This window comes from Paenibacillus crassostreae (assembly GCF_001857945.1).
Lineage (GTDB): Bacteria > Bacillota > Bacilli > Paenibacillales > Paenibacillaceae > Paenibacillus_AQ > Paenibacillus_AQ crassostreae.
This window is the reverse complement of sequence record NZ_CP017770.1, coordinates 2,361,318-2,378,347: the sequence shown is the minus strand read 5'-3', so window position 1 is coordinate 2,378,347 and position 17,030 is coordinate 2,361,318. Positions and strand designations below refer to the sequence as shown.

The 17,030-nt window shown below is 41.8% G+C and carries 10 protein-coding genes; 6 read left to right on the top strand and 4 right to left on the bottom strand.

Annotated elements, in window-relative coordinates; translation table 11 throughout:
* Positions 1-60 precede the first annotated feature (60 nt).
* Positions 61-4,194, bottom strand: coding sequence for an endo-1,4-beta-xylanase (locus tag LPB68_RS11010; protein WP_082865550.1), 4,134 nt, complete (start codon positions 4,192-4,194; stop codon positions 61-63).
* Between the two features lie 273 nt (positions 4,195-4,467).
* Here LPB68_RS11010 and LPB68_RS11005 point away from each other — a divergent pair, with 273 nt between their 5' ends.
* The 6 genes from LPB68_RS11005 (at position 4,468) to LPB68_RS10980 (ending at position 13,798) form a co-directional block, all read left to right on the top strand.
* Positions 4,468-6,003 carry a serine hydrolase domain-containing protein gene (locus LPB68_RS11005; RefSeq protein WP_068654732.1) on the top strand — a complete coding sequence of 512 codons (1,536 nt, stop codon included), beginning with the start codon at positions 4,468-4,470 and terminating at the stop codon, positions 6,001-6,003.
* 331 nt (positions 6,004-6,334) lie between these two features.
* Entirely contained in the window at positions 6,335-6,898 is a 564-nt protein-coding gene (gene ahpC, locus LPB68_RS11000) for an alkyl hydroperoxide reductase subunit C (protein ID WP_068654731.1), read from the top strand.
* Positions 6,899-6,909: 11 nt separating this feature from the next.
* A complete protein-coding gene (ahpF, locus tag LPB68_RS10995) occupies positions 6,910-8,436 on the top strand; it encodes an alkyl hydroperoxide reductase subunit F (protein WP_068654730.1) in 1,527 nt (508 codons plus the stop codon).
* A gap of 181 nt (positions 8,437-8,617) precedes the next feature.
* A complete protein-coding gene (locus LPB68_RS10990) occupies positions 8,618-9,658 on the top strand; it encodes an ROK family transcriptional regulator (RefSeq protein WP_068654729.1) in 1,041 nt (346 codons plus the stop codon).
* A 15-nt stretch (positions 9,659-9,673) separates the two neighbouring features.
* Positions 9,674-10,894 (top strand): MFS transporter, encoded by a 1,221-nt coding sequence (locus LPB68_RS10985; RefSeq protein WP_068654728.1) that lies wholly within the window; start codon positions 9,674-9,676, stop codon positions 10,892-10,894.
* 117 nt (positions 10,895-11,011) lie between these two features.
* Complete coding sequence (locus LPB68_RS10980; RefSeq protein ID WP_068654726.1) at positions 11,012-13,798, top strand: glycoside hydrolase family 3 C-terminal domain-containing protein; 2,787 nt, start codon at positions 11,012-11,014, stop codon at positions 13,796-13,798.
* A gap of 52 nt (positions 13,799-13,850) precedes the next feature.
* Here the strand turns inward: LPB68_RS10980 and LPB68_RS10975 are convergent, their stop codons facing one another.
* The 3 genes from LPB68_RS10975 to LPB68_RS10970 form a co-directional block, all read right to left on the bottom strand.
* On the bottom strand, positions 13,851-14,777 hold the full coding sequence (locus LPB68_RS10975; RefSeq protein WP_068654724.1) for a phosphoenolpyruvate carboxykinase (ATP): 927 nt from the start codon (positions 14,775-14,777) through the stop codon (positions 13,851-13,853).
* 98 nt (positions 14,778-14,875) lie between these two features.
* Complete coding sequence (locus tag LPB68_RS22775) at positions 14,876-15,004, bottom strand: paeninodin family lasso peptide (RefSeq protein WP_157756135.1); 129 nt, start codon at positions 15,002-15,004, stop codon at positions 14,876-14,878.
* A 15-nt stretch (positions 15,005-15,019) separates the two neighbouring features.
* Positions 15,020-16,969 (bottom strand): asparagine synthase-related protein, encoded by a 1,950-nt coding sequence (locus tag LPB68_RS10970; protein WP_068654722.1) that lies wholly within the window; start codon positions 16,967-16,969, stop codon positions 15,020-15,022.
* Between the last annotated feature and the right edge of the window lie 61 nt (positions 16,970-17,030).

Below are 17,030 nucleotides of genomic sequence, written 5' to 3'. Positions count from 1 at the left end.
GCATCGGTACGCGCTGGCTGGATATTTTTTATCAACTATCAAGTTTTTTCTTGGTTGTAATTATAGATTCCAGATTCGATACAGGATGACTGCTGCTTCAGCGCGGGTGAGGTCTTTGTTTGGTGCAATCTTGCCGTTCGCGTAATTGGAAATACTCGGCGCGTCAGGAATAGCATCTAAAGCTCCGCTGACTTCGACTTGTTTACCAGCTACCTCCAGTGCGCGTGTCGTTAGCACCATCATATCTTGAAGGGAGATATTACTGTTTGGCTTGAACTTATTATCTCCCAAGCCCGTAGCGATACCCAGTTCCTTTGCGATAACTAGCTCATCATAATAATAGGCAGTTTTTTCAACATCACTGAACATCGCGTCATTGTTCTCTGTACCTTGCAATTCAAGTGCTCTTACAAGGAGGGCGATGGCATCCGCTCTCTTGATGGAAGCTTCAGGAGAGAAGCTGTCAGCAGAGGTTCCTTTGATGATATCACGAGCTGCCAATGCGTCAATGGCTTGCTTCGCCCATGGCACATTCTTCAGATCATCGAAAGTTTTGACGACGGAAGTCACAGCATAAGTGCTAAAGTGGGTCGTCTGGAATATAACCATTCCGGTTGTTGCATCATAACGGCCATTCGGGATCGATGTCACATCGCCATTGTCAGCGATGTACCAAACTATGATCGAATCCGGATTGCTTAGTTCTTCTGCTGTCGGCTTGTAAGGAACAGAGATGGTTACAGGTGCATGCGGGTTGTTCCAAGCAATGACTTTGTCATCGACTACTACGCTTAGATCCAGTACCGGACGATTACCAATTAGTTCACGAGTGGTAGCATCCAAGTTGTCTGTAGTAACCTTGGCTACGCGGATGGATACTTGCTCAGCGTTCTCCGTCATGTTGGACAGGATATTACTTGGTATCTCGACCGTTGCATGTTCTGTCTTCATCACAATTACAAAGTTTTCTTCACCTTTCAAGCTTTGAGTGGATAATCGAACTTCATATGATTTTGCATCTGCTTGTTTTGCCACATCGACTACGACTTGTTTCTTGCCATTTGCTACTGAAGCAATTCGTTCAAGCGCCTTTTTCAAGTTGTTGTTAGAAATTGTGACTTCTACACGTCCGTTGACGGTCTTCACAGTTGTCTCGATCTTCACCGATTCATCTGGAGTTTGTACAACTTTCCCTTCAGAATTTGGGTTTGAATTCGAATTAGGATCTGGATTATTAATTTGCGGCAGTGCTTTAGTTGTTGTATGCGTTGTTGCAGGTTCAGAAATGTTGGATGGGGTCACTGCAACAACTTTGTAGTAGTAAGTTGTTGCAGCAGCTAACTTATTGTCCACATATTCAGAGTTACTTAAATTTTCAGCAACTATATCATATTGTCCTTTTACAGTTGTTGAGCGATATACACTATAAGTAGTGGAAGACTCATTATTAACATTATCCCAATCCAATTTAATGACATGATGATTCAAAGCTGTTGCTGTTAAGCTTGAAGGAGCGGCTAGCGCGTTGGTGAGTGTAAGCTCGCCGTACACGGAAGTGTCTTGAAATCCTTGACCGGTTGTATCGTTCCATGCGGCAACACTTTGACGGCCACCGTCCTTAGCATCATTGATCTGTACATCGAAACCTAGTTTTGTATTATTAGTCGGAGTTATTGATTTAAGCGGTATCTTTACTTCAACGGTATAGTTAGTTCCGGAAACCTTAGTTGCCGATACAAAGTCAGTAGCAATATCTTCCGGATTAAATGAAGTTTCGTTGTCAAAATTTACTCTGTACTGTCCATCGTCATCTTGATAGGAGAATGATTTTGCATTGTTTTGGTCTAGGAAGATTTCGATAGAATCTTGCTCATAGGCGTTCGCACTACTCTTATCAAGCTGTGCATCGCTAACCTGGATTAGAACATACAGATTTTGATCATCCCATAGAGCCTTGGCCACACCACTTGATCCTTGCCAAGCCATCTGATACCGATTAATCGGTATTTCATTAGTCTTGCTCCATACGCTGTCTACAGTCCCGTCTATTACAGGCGTAGCATATTTAGCGATTGCTTGGTTTGCGATTGTTGATGCAGGTGGATGTTCTTCGATAAATTTATCTGGATCGATTACACCGTAGTAAGCTGGTTTGGCTTGCAGGTCCTTATCAAACAACAACGGACTTTGCGCGGCTCTCCAACTCGTGGCGTCATTAAGTCCCCAGAATGTAACACGTGCTATATTAGAGGCGTGATCCTTGTAAATATTCATCAGTTGTGCGTATAAATAGCCTTGAGCATTGGCTTCTTTCTCAGAGATCACAGAGTCGCTTCCGGCTGTAATATCAAGCTCGGTTATACTTACTTCTACTCCTAAGGAAATAAATTTATCCAAGGAATTTTTAACATTTTCCGGCTTGGTATTGATATTGTAATGCGCTTGCATACCCATACCGTCGATAAGGAGTTTACCATCGTGTGTCAGCGCATACCTATCATTAATTTCTTTGATCATGTTGTAAATAGCCATAGCTTTATTTTGATTATCTTCGTTGTAATCGTTGTAATAAAGCTTGATATCCCAACCATTTTCGTCCAATACTTCCCTTGCAATCAAATAAGCTTGCTCTATATAGTCATCTCCGATGGCAGCTTTCCAAGGGGATTGTCGCAGAGACGCTTTCCAATCCGACGGGTTAGGTGGATTATCGCTCATCGCTTCGTTTACGATGTCCCATGAAATAACCTTATCGCCGTAATTCTTCATGACCGTTTCGATATGGGTCTTCAGATTTGCTAGAGCTACATCTCTATTCAAAGGGGAACCGTCTTCAGAAGTACTCAGCCACGTTGGCATCTGCTGATGCCATACTAGCACGTGTCCGTGCAGCTTAAGTCCCTCAGCCAGAACTTTATCAACAAGCGCATTCTCTGCTGTAAAGTCAAATTCTTTCTCGTCATTATATGTGTAATCTGGTTTCATTGCGTTTTCTGTTGTGACAACATTGTGATGCAGCTTGAGAAGCTCAAGTCGAGAGCCTTCCAGATCTGCCATTGATACCGCATTTCCGATCAGAAAATTATTCTCATATGCCGTTTTAATTGGAGTCAAATCTTTCTGCACGGAAATCGGTTCTGAGCCTTTTACAAAACTGACATCGTCGATATAGAAAGAAGCCGTACTGTTGCTTGAGCTTTCCACATAGATGGTCAAATATTCATCGCCTACGCTGGTATAACGGTATTTGCCTTCGTATAGTACCCATCCATCGTTATTAGTGATTGTTTTGGATAGAATGGTGTTATAACTTGGACTGGTATTACCAACTTGTGTAGATAGCTGAAGCTGTGAGCTTGCGGGATCAATCAGTTTGACCCAGACCGAAATGGTATATTCAAAGCCCTTATCAACATATTTCTCCACACGTAAAGTCGGGCCGTGCCAAGTGTTTGTTCTGCCCTCTACCTTCAGAGCGTATGAACCGCCTTCGGTATGATTAGCCTCTTTGGTGACAGTCAGCGTTTCTGTACCTGCTCTGCCTACTAAATCACCCTTTGTTTGATTCTCGAAGGTAATTGTGTTGAATGGTAAAGCTGGGTCTCTCTGCGGTTCTCCACCGCTCGAAGCCACCTTTTCGGTGATCAATACATCCCCAATATAGAATGGAACAGTCTTTCCATCCTCGCTTGATTGAACGCGTAGGGCAGAATCCTTGTCCATATCCACGGTAAATTCTTTGGTCATAGTGAAAGCTGATCCAGCTACAAAATCTGCGCCTGCCAAGAAGCCGTAACTCTCTACCGTTTGAAGATAAGCTTGTGCGCCACTAGGCACAGTCACATCAGCGTCAACATATACAGATGTAGTCACTGTGTAGGTTTTACCATTTTCCAATCCGATATCGGCGAATTTGAAATCAATCGCATCCCAGGTGTTCGTTCTGTTACTTACATATAAAGCTGCTCGGTCAGCATTTCCGGCAAAAGCCTTATCGATGACAGGTGTTAGGCTAGCGCCACCCGATTGCGTTGCAGCTCCTTTACCGTCAGCAAAGGATTCGTGGTAAATTGTTACCGTATCTGGTTGTTCTATCGATCCCGCCGCTTTCGCAACTGGCGCGAGCCAGATTGATGGAATCAGCAAAGCTGCTGCGAGTAAGATTGAGATGACTCTTTTGAACTTTCTACTCATTTGATGCATCCCTCCTAAAATGATTTGATAATATAAAGCGCTTACATTTATTTGAATTAGTCCTCCTCTGAGGTCAATTATAGCGTGTATCAAAAAAATTCTACTTCAATAACTAAAGAATATACTGTGCTTATTAAATATAGTTTACAAAAATTGTTATATTGGTCATCATCAATCTGAATGAAAGTGGAAAAAATTTGAAACGTTGTGTTGTGTCTGTACGTATGAAATAACCGATAATGACAAAACTCGGTTCAAAGGAGGAAGATGAGGGTGAGATGGATCAAACCAATCCTGTTGATTATGATGGTGTTCATATTAACTATTCCATTTACATCCGAGGCAATGGCAGAGGGGATACAGGATTCAGTGATTAGCGAAGAAAGACTAGATCAAGCAGTATCTTATTTCAATGAGCAAATGGAGCGGAATGACATAGTTGGCGGTGTGCTTGGAATTACTCATCAGGATAAGCTGATTCGGTCGCAAGGATTCGGAAAGCTAGACTTAGAGCGGGAGCAAATGCCTAATGAAAACACAGTATACTCCATCGCTTCCGTTACAAAATCTTTTACAGCAACGGCCATTTATCAATTACAGCATGAGGGGCTATTAGATATTGATCAGACCGTCAGTACATACATCCCTTGGTTTCAATTTAAACAAAAAGAACTTACTGACCAAATTACTTTGCGGCATCTCTTGACTCATTCGGCAGGGGGGATTGGCTCATTTCAGACCGATGGACTCGTTTTTGAGGATAATAAAGCCCGTGATTCACTGGAAGACTTTGTGCGATTGTTTGATCAAATCGAGATTACACAAGAGCCAGGCCAATCAGGAAGCTACTGCAATGGCTGTTATAGTATTTTGGGACTTGTGATCGAACAGGTGTCAGGGTTGAGTTATTATGACTACATTCAGCAAAAGATTCTAGATCCGCTTCAAATGAAAGACACAGTATTCGGGCATCATCTTAATAGCATCACAGATTCACAATTAGCCAAAGAATATACTTGGTTTTTAGCAAATAAGGTTCATATCAACCGTTCATTTGAAGCGTTTGGTAGTGCTCAAGATCCAGAGGGGGGTCTATACAGCACGATTGAGGACCTAAGTAAGTTCCATTCTGCTCAATTAGGCTTTGCAGAGTACTCCTTATTGGCACCTGATAGCATAGAAGAATCCAGAATCGGATACGTTACCACCGAAATGAATAACGCGTCCTATACGGCCAGCGGTTTTGAGAGGAAGGAACTGCATCAGAATGCCACCTTTTATAAAACCGGTGATGGGGTTGGCTCAGCAACTGCTATTCTTTTTATACCAGAACATGATCTAGGCATCACGTTATTTCTTGGTGAGTTTCATCCTGAAATACAGCAGCAAATGATTGAGGGGATTACATCTGTTATGTTAGGGCATGAGCCGGAATCAAACTTAGCACCATTCACCCTGGGCAAACTACTTGGCATCATCTCGATTACACTTATTCTTCTAGGCACGTTCTTTCTTGTGTTTCTAATAAGGAGATTATGGAGAAAAGGCTTATATGCCAAAAATCTTGTTAGATCAATCCTATCCTTGATCGGATATGGGGCATGTGCAGCTCCTTTTTGGTTCTTGTTTCTCACTGTACGGCCGACTTCTATAGGGTTTTACGGGTATCCCTACGATCTTGCGATAGGGATGATTATGTTTGTAGGAGCATTTAGTTTATGGTTTATGTATTATGTAATGGTTATATTTCTTAAGAAATACAAGAGAAAATTAAATCAGGGGGTCGCAACGCTAACATCAAAATTGTGACAATACCTGTAGAAGCATAATATACCATTATTAACGGATAGGGCCTCGAGTCCATATTAGAAGAACCACTCATAGAGCGGGTTCTTCTTGTTCATAAATTGAATTGTTGACCCTTCTTGCGAATCTCTATATCTATCATAGTCATGACTGCGGAGTCCTTCTGATTCAGCGTTAGAAGCTCAAACGAATACTTTGAGTTCGTTTGAGACATATTAAAGAATATGAACACTTCGTGAACAAGTTTGACAATGAAAATTATTAGCATATAATAATAATTATAAATAAGAGTTGGTTAGTAAAACAACTATACTATACTAGGAGGAATAATATTATGTCACTAATAGGAACAGAAGTAAAACCGTTTGCAGCATCAGCTTTTCAGAATGGTGAGTTTATCGAGGTTTCTGAAGCAAATATGAAAGGTAAATGGAGCGTAGTTTGTTTTTATCCAGCAGACTTTACATTCGTTTGTCCTACTGAACTTGAAGATTTGCAAGATCAATATGCAACTTTGAAGGATATTGGGGTAGAAGTGTATTCCGTATCAACAGATTCTCACTTTGTACACAAAGCATGGCATGATAGTTCTGAAGCTATTGGTAAAGTTACTTATATTATGATTGGTGACCCTTCACATACGATTTCCCGTAACTTTGAAGTGTTGATTGAAGAAGACGGTATGGCAGACCGTGGTACATTTATCATTGATCCGAACGGTGTGATCCAAGCTGTTGAGATTACTGCAGGCGGTATTGGCCGTGATGCAAGTACGTTGATTAGCAAGATTAAGGCTGCGCAATATGTACACAATCATCCAGGTGAAGTTTGCCCAGCGAAGTGGAAAGAAGGCGCTGAAACATTGAAACCAAGTCTTGATCTAGTAGGTAAGATTTAAGGAGAGATAACATGAAACTGGATGCAGATATAAAGGCACAACTGGCGCAATATCTTGAGCTTATGGAAGGCGATATTCTGCTGAAAGTAAGTGTAGGTACTGATTCCGTATCGAATGACATGATGGATCTGATTAATGAACTATCCAGCATGTCAAACAAGATTACAATAGAGAAAACACAATTAACTAGAACTCCTAGTTTTAGCGTAAATCGCGTAGGTGAAGATACTGGCGTAACGTTCGCTGGGATACCGTTGGGACACGAGTTTACTTCATTAGTCTTGGCTTTACTTCAAGTGAGTGGACGAGCTCCAAAGGTTGATCAAAGCGTTATTGATCAGATTAAGAACATTAAAGGTGAGTATCACTTTGAAACATATGTGAGCCTAACCTGTCATAACTGTCCTGATGTTGTGCAGGCACTTAACTTGATGAGTATCCTTAATCCTGGTATTACTCATACGATGATTGACGGAGCAGCTTTCAAGGATGAGGTAGAAAGCAAGGAAATTATGGCTGTGCCGACCGTTCATCTTCACGGTGAATTCTTTGAAAGTGGCCGAATGACAATTGATGATATTCTTGCTAAATTGGGCACCTCAGATGCATCCGCGTTTGAGAATAAGGAAGCATACGATGTACTAGTTGTCGGAGGTGGACCTGCTGGAGCAAGTGCAGCAATCTATGCGGCACGCAAAGGTATTCGTACGGGGATTGTTGCTGAACGATTCGGCGGACAAGTCAATGATACCTTGGGTATTGAGAACTTAATAGGTGTGAAATACACTGAAGGTCCGAAGCTTGCTGCAAGTCTTGAAGAACATGCCAAAGAATACAACATTGATATTATGAAGGCACAACGTGTGAAGTCTTTAGAGAAGAAAGATCTCATTGAAGTTGAATTGGACAACGGTGCTGTTCTAAAGAGTAAGACTGTAATCGTTACTACAGGTGCCCGTTGGCGTAACCTTGGCGTGCCTGGTGAAGCAGAATTTAAGAATAAAGGTGTTGCTTACTGTCCGCATTGTGATGGTCCTTTATTCGCAGGAAAACATGTTGCGGTTGTTGGTGGCGGTAACTCTGGGATTGAAGCAGCAATCGACCTCGCGGGTATTGCGGGACATGTAACGGTTCTGGAATTTATGCCTGAGTTGAAAGCTGATTCTGTATTACAAGACCGTCTAAACAGTATGCCAAATACAACTGTACTTAAGAATGCTCAAGTAAAAGAAATCACTGGAACAAGCAAAGTTGACGGCATTAGTTACATCGAGCGTGAGAGCGGTGAGACGAAGCATATTGAATTGCAAGGGGTATTTGTTCAAATCGGTCTCGTTCCTAATACAGACTGGTTAGGTGACACGGTTGAACGTACTCGTACTGGTGAAATTGTTGTGAACAATCATGGCGCAACCAATGTCCCTGGCGTATTCGCTGCTGGTGACTGTACAAATAGCCCTTATAAACAAATTATTATTTCAATGGGATCAGGTGCTACTGCAGCGTTAGGTGCATTTGATTATCTTATCCGTAATTAATAAACATTCTTGTAGATCGTATACGGTTTTCACACAAAAGAGACACTTTAGGTGTCTCTTTTGTGTATTCTGAATACATAGTCATTCACATTGTAACTTGTCAGTGTAACGTATTCCTGTTATTATCAAAGTGACTTATTAAACACGTTTAATAAGTCACTTTGATAATAAGATGGGGGGTATGGTGAGTGATATACGACTTACTTCGCATATGAAATCAGAAATAATACGAAGCATTCGATCTACACTATTAGAGTATGGAAGTGCAACGAAGGTTGAATTGAGTCATAATTTACAAATTAGTTTTCCAACCATCGGTAAGTTTCTGAAGCAAATGGAGAACAGAGGGGAGGTAACTTCCGTAGGTCTTGATGAATCAAGCGGGGGAAGAAGGGCAATAAGATATACATATCATCCGAACTATATGCTGGGGATAGCCATTTTTTTAGAGAAAAGTGAGACCAACTATACCGTTTTTAATTGTTTAGGAGAAGTGATTGAGCAAGGTAACACTCATAGTATGCTAGAGGAAGATGTGTTACATCTAGCCGCATTTATTGAGAATAAAAGGAGTTCTTATTCTAACATTCATGCTGTGGCCATTGGTGTTCCAGGTGCGGTTAATAACGGAACAATCTTTCATATACCAGGATATGAAAACTATCATAATGTAGATCTGAAAAAGGTTATAGAGGAGCAACTCTCTATCCCAACAGTCGTAGAGAATGATATGAATGCGGCCGTAATCGGCTATATGGATCAAAGGAAAGTAGGGGACAACATCTCTTTGTTCTATTTGTATTTAGGGAAAAATGGTCCAGGTGCCGGAATAGTAATCAATGGTGGAATTGTGCGTGGGAAAACGTACTTTTCAGGAGAAGTGTCATTTGTTCCACAGTATGACGATAGAAACTTCCTACAAGCTTTATCATGTGGAAATGATGGAGAGAGAAGTATTGAACAAATGGAGAGAAAAACGGATGCGATTAGCCGGTTAGTGGCCTCCATCACCTCTATCTTGAATCCTCATTATATTATTTTTTGCGACGATGAAATAGAAACGTTGACTCTTCATCAAATTGTTGAGCGAAGTGCCACATACGTTCCAAAAGAACATCTCCCAGAGTTAGCTGCAAGTGATATGAAGCATGATTATCTAAATGGATTACAAAGTCTCGGATTGAGTTTATTAATTTCGCAACAAATAGATGACCTACACTAAGGAGTACAGATACCGATGGCAACTTTCTTTTTAATTATTATATATTTGGCGTTTATCAGTTTAGGGTTGCCGGATTCATTGCTCGGATCGGCATGGCCAGTGATGAGAATGGATCTGAATGCATCATTAGGAACTGCAGGAATTGTCTCAATGGTTATTGCAGGCAGTACAATTGTATCAAGCTTGTTAAGTGGAACAGTGCTGCAACGTTTTGGTACGGGAAAAGTGACGCTTGTGAGTTGTATATTGACTGCAGGAGCTTTACTTGGTTTTGCATGGTCTCCTTCACTAATTTGGTTCATTGTTTTCGCCATTCCACTAGGTATAGGTGCCGGATCTGTAGATGCAGGATTAAATAATTATGTTGCTGCTCACTACAAAGCTCATCATATGAGTTGGCTACACTGTTTTTGGGGCGTAGGCGCTACACTAGGTCCAATCATTATGGCTTCGTCTATTTCAGGCAACAATCATTGGAGACAAGGATATCTCGTTGTTGCGGGTATTCAATTTAGTCTAGTTATTATTCTATTTGTTACACTTCCTTTGTGGGATAGAGTTGCTAAAAGAAGTAATGTAACAAATGTTGAGGCTGAACATAATTTGATTAATCAAGAGTTAGAGCAAATTGCTGAGAATACAAAGCCATGGAATATAAAAGGGGTCAAATTAGCATTGCTAACCTTTTTATTTTACTGTGGAATTGAAGCAAGCATGGGATTATGGGGAAGTAGCTTTCTTGTAAATATAAAAAATTTACCTGCAGCAACAGCAGCACAATGGGTTTCTTGGTTTTATATAGGTATTACTGTTGGGCGAATGATTACTGGATTTATCACGTTTAAAATGAGTAGTCGAATGTTGATTAGGTACGGCCAACTTATCGCTTTATTTGGTACAATATTACTTGTGCTACCGTTCCCTCCTATCCTCTCGTTAGTGGGATTTATGATTGTTGGATTGGGGTTAGCGCCAATATTCCCGTGTATGCTGCATGAAACGCCTGCACGATTTGGGAAAAAGAATGCTCAGACCATCATGGGCTTTCAAATGGCCGCTGCTTATACGGGTAGTACGCTAGTACCTCCTTTTCTCGGATTGCTTGCAACAAATATAACTATTAGTATCTTTCCGTGGTTTATTATTATGTTGGCCATTGCTATGCTCTTGTGTACCGAAAAATTAAATGATTTCTTGAGAAAGTTACATGTGGGATTAAGACAAAGTATCCGTTAGTGGACTGATGTACAAAAAAACATGGATTGACAAAATGAATGGAAATTTTGTTAAGGATGAGGTACCTTATATATATAACTATCAATATGTATTCTGGCGATATAAGGAGAGAATGAATTGATTAATCAGAAACCAGGCACTCCATTAGAGGGTTTTGCTGAATTCAGTAGAAAAGTAGCCGCAGAAGGCGCGGTTTTGTTAAAGAATGAAGGAAATATTCTACCGTTTGGACATTCCGAAAACGTTTCAGTTTTTGGTAGAACTCAGGTTAATTATTATCGAAGCGGTACGGGTTCAGGTGGTAGTGTCCATGTTACCTATACTTCCAATCTATTAGATGGTCTTCGAAATAAAAAGAATATTACAATCAACGAAGAATTGGCAGCTGTATATGAAAAGTGGATTGAAAAAAATCCATTCGATAATGGCGGGGGTGGATGGGCTGCGGAACCTTGGTTCCAAAAAGAAATGCCATTAAGCGCTGAGCTAGTGTCAGAGGCCAGAACAAGATCCACTAAGGCAATCGTGGTCATCGGACGTACAGCGGGAGAAGATCAGGATAATGCCAATGAGCAGGGAAGTTATCTATTAACAGTAGAAGAGAAAGCTATGCTGAAACTGGTAACTACTTATTTCGATCAGACGGTTGTTGTACTGAATGTTTCGAATATTATCGATATGAGCTGGTTAAACGATGAAAGTTATGTCCATTCCATTCCGTGTGTCATCTACGCTTGGCAAGGGGGAATGGAAGGAGGCAATGCGATTGCCGATGTGTTAGTTGGGGATGTAACACCCAGCGGGAAATTAACCGATACGATAGCATATTCAATCGAAGATTATCCATCAACCCAGAATTATGGCAATGAATTTATTAACATTTACCAGGAAGATATCTATGTAGGATATCGTTATTTCGAGACGTTCTACCCGGATAAAGTTCAGTTTGAATTCGGTTATGGTTTATCTTATACCACATTTACAATCGAGCCTAAGGAAGCCAAACTGACAACTAAAGCAGGAGAAAAACACATTGAAATCGATGTAACCGTAACCAATACTGGAACGACTTTTGCGGGAAAAGAAGTCGTGCAGGTCTATTATGAAGCTCCGCAAGGAAAGTTGGGGCAACCGGCTAAAGCATTGGCAGCATTTGGGAAGACAAGAGTTTTACAGGCGGGTGAATCGCAGCTTATTACTGTGAGTTTCCCAGTACATTCTCTTGCCTCTTATGATGACGCTGGAGTGACTGGGCATCCTTCCGCTTATGTGTTGGAAGCCGGGACATACCGTTTCTATATGGGAACCAGTGTCAAGAATCTAGCAGAAATAGGTGTTGAAGGACAAAGCGGTTATGTACTAGAAGCACTTCAAGTCGTGGAGCAGTTGCAAGAGGCGCTGGCGCCGACGGAAAGCTTTATGAGAATGAAGCCGGGTGTTCGAAAGGAAGATGGTTCGTATGAACTCATCTCGGAAGAGGTATCGAAGCGGAAGATATCTTTAGCGGAACGTATCGAGAACAATCTTCCTGAAACATTACAGCAGACCGGAGATCAAGGATATAAATTGAGAGATGTCTATGAGCAAAAGGTTAGCATGGAAGCTTTTATCGCCCAACTCAGTGATCAAGACCTTGCTGTGATCGTTAGAGGTGAGGGCATGAGTAGTCCTTTGGTTACTCCAGGTACGGCTTCAGCTTTCGGTGGGGTAAGCGATTCGTTGTTCAATTACGGCATTCCAGTTGCTTGTACGGCAGACGGCCCGTCCGGGATTCGTATGGATAGTGGGCAAAAGGCGACACAGGTTTCCATTGGAACTCTACTCGCAGCGACTTGGAATACGGAACTGGTCGAAGAACTTTATGTTATGGAAGGCCAAGAATTATTAAGCTACAACGTGGACGCCTTGCTAGGACCGGGCCTGAATATCCGACGTAGTCCACTTAATGGACGCAATTTCGAGTATTTTTCGGAAGATCCGCTGATCTCCGGGGAATTCGCTGCAGCATGTACACGTGGGATTATGAAGGGTGGCTCTAACGCCACACTGAAGCATTTCGCCTGCAACAATCAGGAAAAGGATCGTAGTAAAGTAGATGCAGTTGTCTCCGAGCGCGCTATTCGGGAGATTTATCTAAAAGGCTTTGAAATCGCGGTGAAGCAAGGTGGAGCCAATTCGATTATGACCTCCTATAATCCTATCAACGGGCATTGGGCAGCATCCAATTATGATTTGAATACCACGATTCTTCGCGGAGAATGGGGTTTCAAAGGTATTGTTATGACCGATTGGTGGGCCGTTATGAACGATGTTGTTGACGGTGGACCAGCAGATCGGAAGAATACGAACTGGATGGTTCGTGCCCAAAACGATCTATATATGGTTGTTAGTAACTATGGGGCGGAAGTTAATGCTTATGATGACAATACCTTGGAATCCTTGGGAAATGGTACTTTAACTCGCGGAGAACTTCAGCGCTCCGCCATCAATATTTGTGAATTCATTATGCATGCACCGGTATTCTCTAGAAAACATGAGATTGATGAAACGGTTGATAGCTTTAAGGCTAATCCAGCACTATCAACGGAACATGTACAATCGCTATCACAAGATGCACAGGTTAAACCTGTTATAGCTGGATCGACTTTTATGCAAGTGGATCAGGCCGGACAATACCGGATTATTGTCAACATCATGTCTCCGGAACCTGAATTGGCCCAAAGCGCTTGTAATGTAACTTTGAATGATCAATTGATCACGACCATTCAAACGAATGGAACAGAAGGTAAATGGATCAGACAGAAGCTTGTGAAAATCGAATTGGAAGCAGGACTTTATGAATTGAAATTGGAGTTCATCAAGCCAGGCTTGCAGATCGACTGGATCGAATTTAAACAAGTGTAAACAGAAACAACCTGGATATATCATCCAGGTTGTTTTTTTCATTCTATTTCTATTACTTCCCGATCGAAGATAACACCATGTCGGTCAGTTGATGTACGGTAGGCTGATTTAATGGACGCTGGATTTGGTAAATGTCGATATGACCTGACATGCGAGCTGTCGTATCGAAATGCCATGGGGTTAAGCCTTTGTTTGGAAGGAAAAGATTACGGTATGTATGACGATACAAAAGCGGAAGTCGTTCTAATTTCTCGATCGCTCGAATTTCTGGCTGGCTACAATCCATCTTAATCAACTCAAATACACCAGCTAAAGGGAGGGGGTCAATAGAGAAATGGGAGGTGACGGGGATTGCATATTTGGTTTCGCGATCGAATACTGGACGGAATTGATCTGAATTCATACCGAAGGTATCCAAGCTCTCCTGCCATAGCTTCTGCTGCGGATAAGCTGGTGTCACATAAGGAATATTGTGCTGATCCAGTGTAACAGCGATGACGTCGTCAGTTAACAACTGGAATCCTCGCTGGATAAAAGCAGAAGCGAGTGTAGACTTACCATGGCCCGAATCACCAATGAATGCGTAAGCTTTATGGTCAATGACTACCGCACTGCCATGCAATGGCAGAATCTTTCTCTGCAGTAATATAGCACCCATACATGACCCAAGCACATATAGTCGAAGTTTATCTTCGTTCGCATCCTTCTCAGATGAAATCGTGATGGTTGTTCCGCCTTCTACGGCGAAGATTGCTAGGTTGGGTATCATGAACATGATCAGGTCCTCGGTGACTACGAATTTCTTAGTTGAGACAGATAGTTCTAACCATTTTTCAGTTAAATCAGCATAGCGGATAGTAATATCAATATTAATGTTACTTTCAGGATTGTATATCTGCTGTAGTTCAGGTAGTAGGATGTCGCTTTGTATGGAATACCCGAATGCTTTATATATGTTCTTGCTCATTATGTTAACCACAATTCTTCACCTCATTGCTTAATTTACGAATAAAATAGGATAGCCCTTATACCCAACAAGGCATATAAGGGCGCTACAAAAAGAGTGATATCCTATGTTTAGCTTGTGTGATGTATTGTTTCATCCGGATCCGGTTGTACCCCGTCTGGTCTTGCATTACCAGGACCAGCCATTGTCATGCTAACGTTAAGTATTTCTAAAGCAGGTATATTCCACTCTTTTTTCATTGTTTTCACCCCCTTTCAAAAGTTCTTTTGGAGAAATCGGTACACGATTAAGCTACGCATTAATAGCTTGATGGTAGGATCGTAGGCTTGATTCGGATGAAGGCCATTGCGGGCTTCTGTTAGTGCATTATGGAAGACAGGCATGTTGATGATCTGCTGCATTCGAGAATCACGGCTCAAATGCTCAAGCTCTTCGATAAACACGGGCCATTCATCAGACATTCGATGGATAGAGTCGGCTGCTTGTATCCCTCGGGTACGTTGATTGAGTCGGATTGGATCAGGGAGCCAACCTTTTGTAGCCCGTCTAACTAATGAACGATCCACGCCATTCTGTACGAATTGTTCCATTGGAGTTGACAGGCAGAATCGAATAACCCGAAGGTCATTGGTTGGATCATGGCTCCATACCGAATATCGAAGAGAGAGCTTACAACTACTTGTGCCTGTTGTACTCCACATATTCACGCGGTCGTAATGTTGCCTTCTTGCTTCAAGCGGATCTGCTGGTAAATCCTGTGTCGATCCAATACCTGTGAAATTGGTATCTCCAAGCTTGTCATAGACTCCAGCTAACTTGGCATAATCTGAATTTATTAATTGGGGATAGTCATAAGGTGAGCTGGATGGTCTTACTCGCTCCAAAATCGGGTATGCTTTACGGCCGACAATAGAATAGACACGCTTGCGTCCTACTCCGACATTTTTACTGAATAGCTTAATTTCTCGTGATAAGCGAAGCCATTCAAATTTCTTCATAAGTTTCGTGTAATATTCGATCGCAGGCCCCCAAGAGATACTATAATTTCCTCTGGCTCCGTTGAGCATAATATCGATTCCGCGTTGTTGTGCTTCCTCATAAATTCCTCTCAACCAGAAGGTATTATCAAAGAACTTGTACGGCGATTCCATAATATCAAGCCAATCATCAACTTCAGATAAGGAGCTTCTTCCTTTGAAATCCATGTAATTGTCGTCAATGTTACCTACATATTGTACGGTTTGTTTGATGAGTGGCCGTTCGTCTGCGAGTCTGTACTTTGATGTCCAATCCACGAATCCATCTTCAGGCACGTAACTGAATGTATGTAGTGGACGGTTATTATTCTGTAAGGCTCTAGCAGCAAAGCTAACGACTGCACCTGAGTCTAACCCTCCGCTAAGATGAGCACCGACATTTCGGTTAGTGCGTTGGATCCTTGAAGTGACGGCTATATTGAACACGTTCCGGAATGCTTCTTCATAATCTAGCGATGATGTAAGTTGTAGAGGAGCTACATCCGAAAGGGCATTGTATCTAGTAATAACCACCTTGTTATTCTTGATGCTGATCGTATGAGACGGCGGTAATTGTTCAATATGTTTATAAATAGTAGTTGAAAGATCCGGTGGCTCGAAAACACCGCTGATTGCGAGAAATTCAGCCAGCCATGGTTCGTTAAGCTCCTTATGTATATAAGGCAAAGACAACAACGGATGGATCACGGTGCAGAAGGACAACTGCTGTTCATTGCGGTGATAATAGAGCGTGCGAGCGCCTGAGAAATCCCTAGCTCCAAAAAATTGCTTCTTTCTCTCATCCCAAATAACGAAGGCGAAATCTCCGACCAGTCTTGCTGGCATACTTTCACCCCACTGCTCATAAGCGAGCAGTAAGATTTCACTGTCTGTCATACTTTTCCTAACATTATGTAATACTTGCAATTGATCCATTAATTCATCCCGGTTGTCAATGATGGCATCTGCCGTTATAGCAAGCTCTCGATGATGGTCGTAGTATGGCAGTGTTTCGTGTATGGATTGCTCAGTGATCCACTGTGCATGGCATCCAAGTAATACCTGCTCCTTATGCCATAACGCACTTTGATTAGCTGGGTACTGCTTCAGTGCTTCCATCATAAAGCCACCATGCTCGATCTGAGCATCTTCTCCATTGAAACGATAAATACCGGCTATTGCACTCATTCGGTCTTCCTCCGTTATGAACTGTCCATTACACTAGATTTTATTGATACATTTTGTATCA

What these genes read in the sequence shown, in the direction of transcription:
- LPB68_RS11010 (WP_082865550.1), bottom strand. Translation starts at nt 4,194, where the DNA reads ATGAGTAGAAAGTTCAAAAGAGTCATCTCAATCTTACTCGCAGCAGCT.
- ahpC (WP_068654731.1), top strand. Translation starts at nt 6,335, where the DNA reads ATGTCACTAATAGGAACAGAAGTAAAACCGTTTGCAGCATCAGCTTTT.
- ahpF (WP_068654730.1), top strand. Translation starts at nt 6,910, where the DNA reads ATGAAACTGGATGCAGATATAAAGGCACAACTGGCGCAATATCTTGAG.
- LPB68_RS10990 (WP_068654729.1), top strand. Translation starts at nt 8,618, where the DNA reads ATGGTGAGTGATATACGACTTACTTCGCATATGAAATCAGAAATAATA.
- LPB68_RS10985 (WP_068654728.1), top strand. Translation starts at nt 9,674, where the DNA reads ATGGCAACTTTCTTTTTAATTATTATATATTTGGCGTTTATCAGTTTA.
- LPB68_RS22775 (WP_157756135.1), bottom strand. Translation starts at nt 15,004, where the DNA reads ATGAAAAAAGAGTGGAATATACCTGCTTTAGAAATACTTAACGTTAGC.
- LPB68_RS10970 (WP_068654722.1), bottom strand. Translation starts at nt 16,969, where the DNA reads ATGAGTGCAATAGCCGGTATTTATCGTTTCAATGGAGAAGATGCTCAG.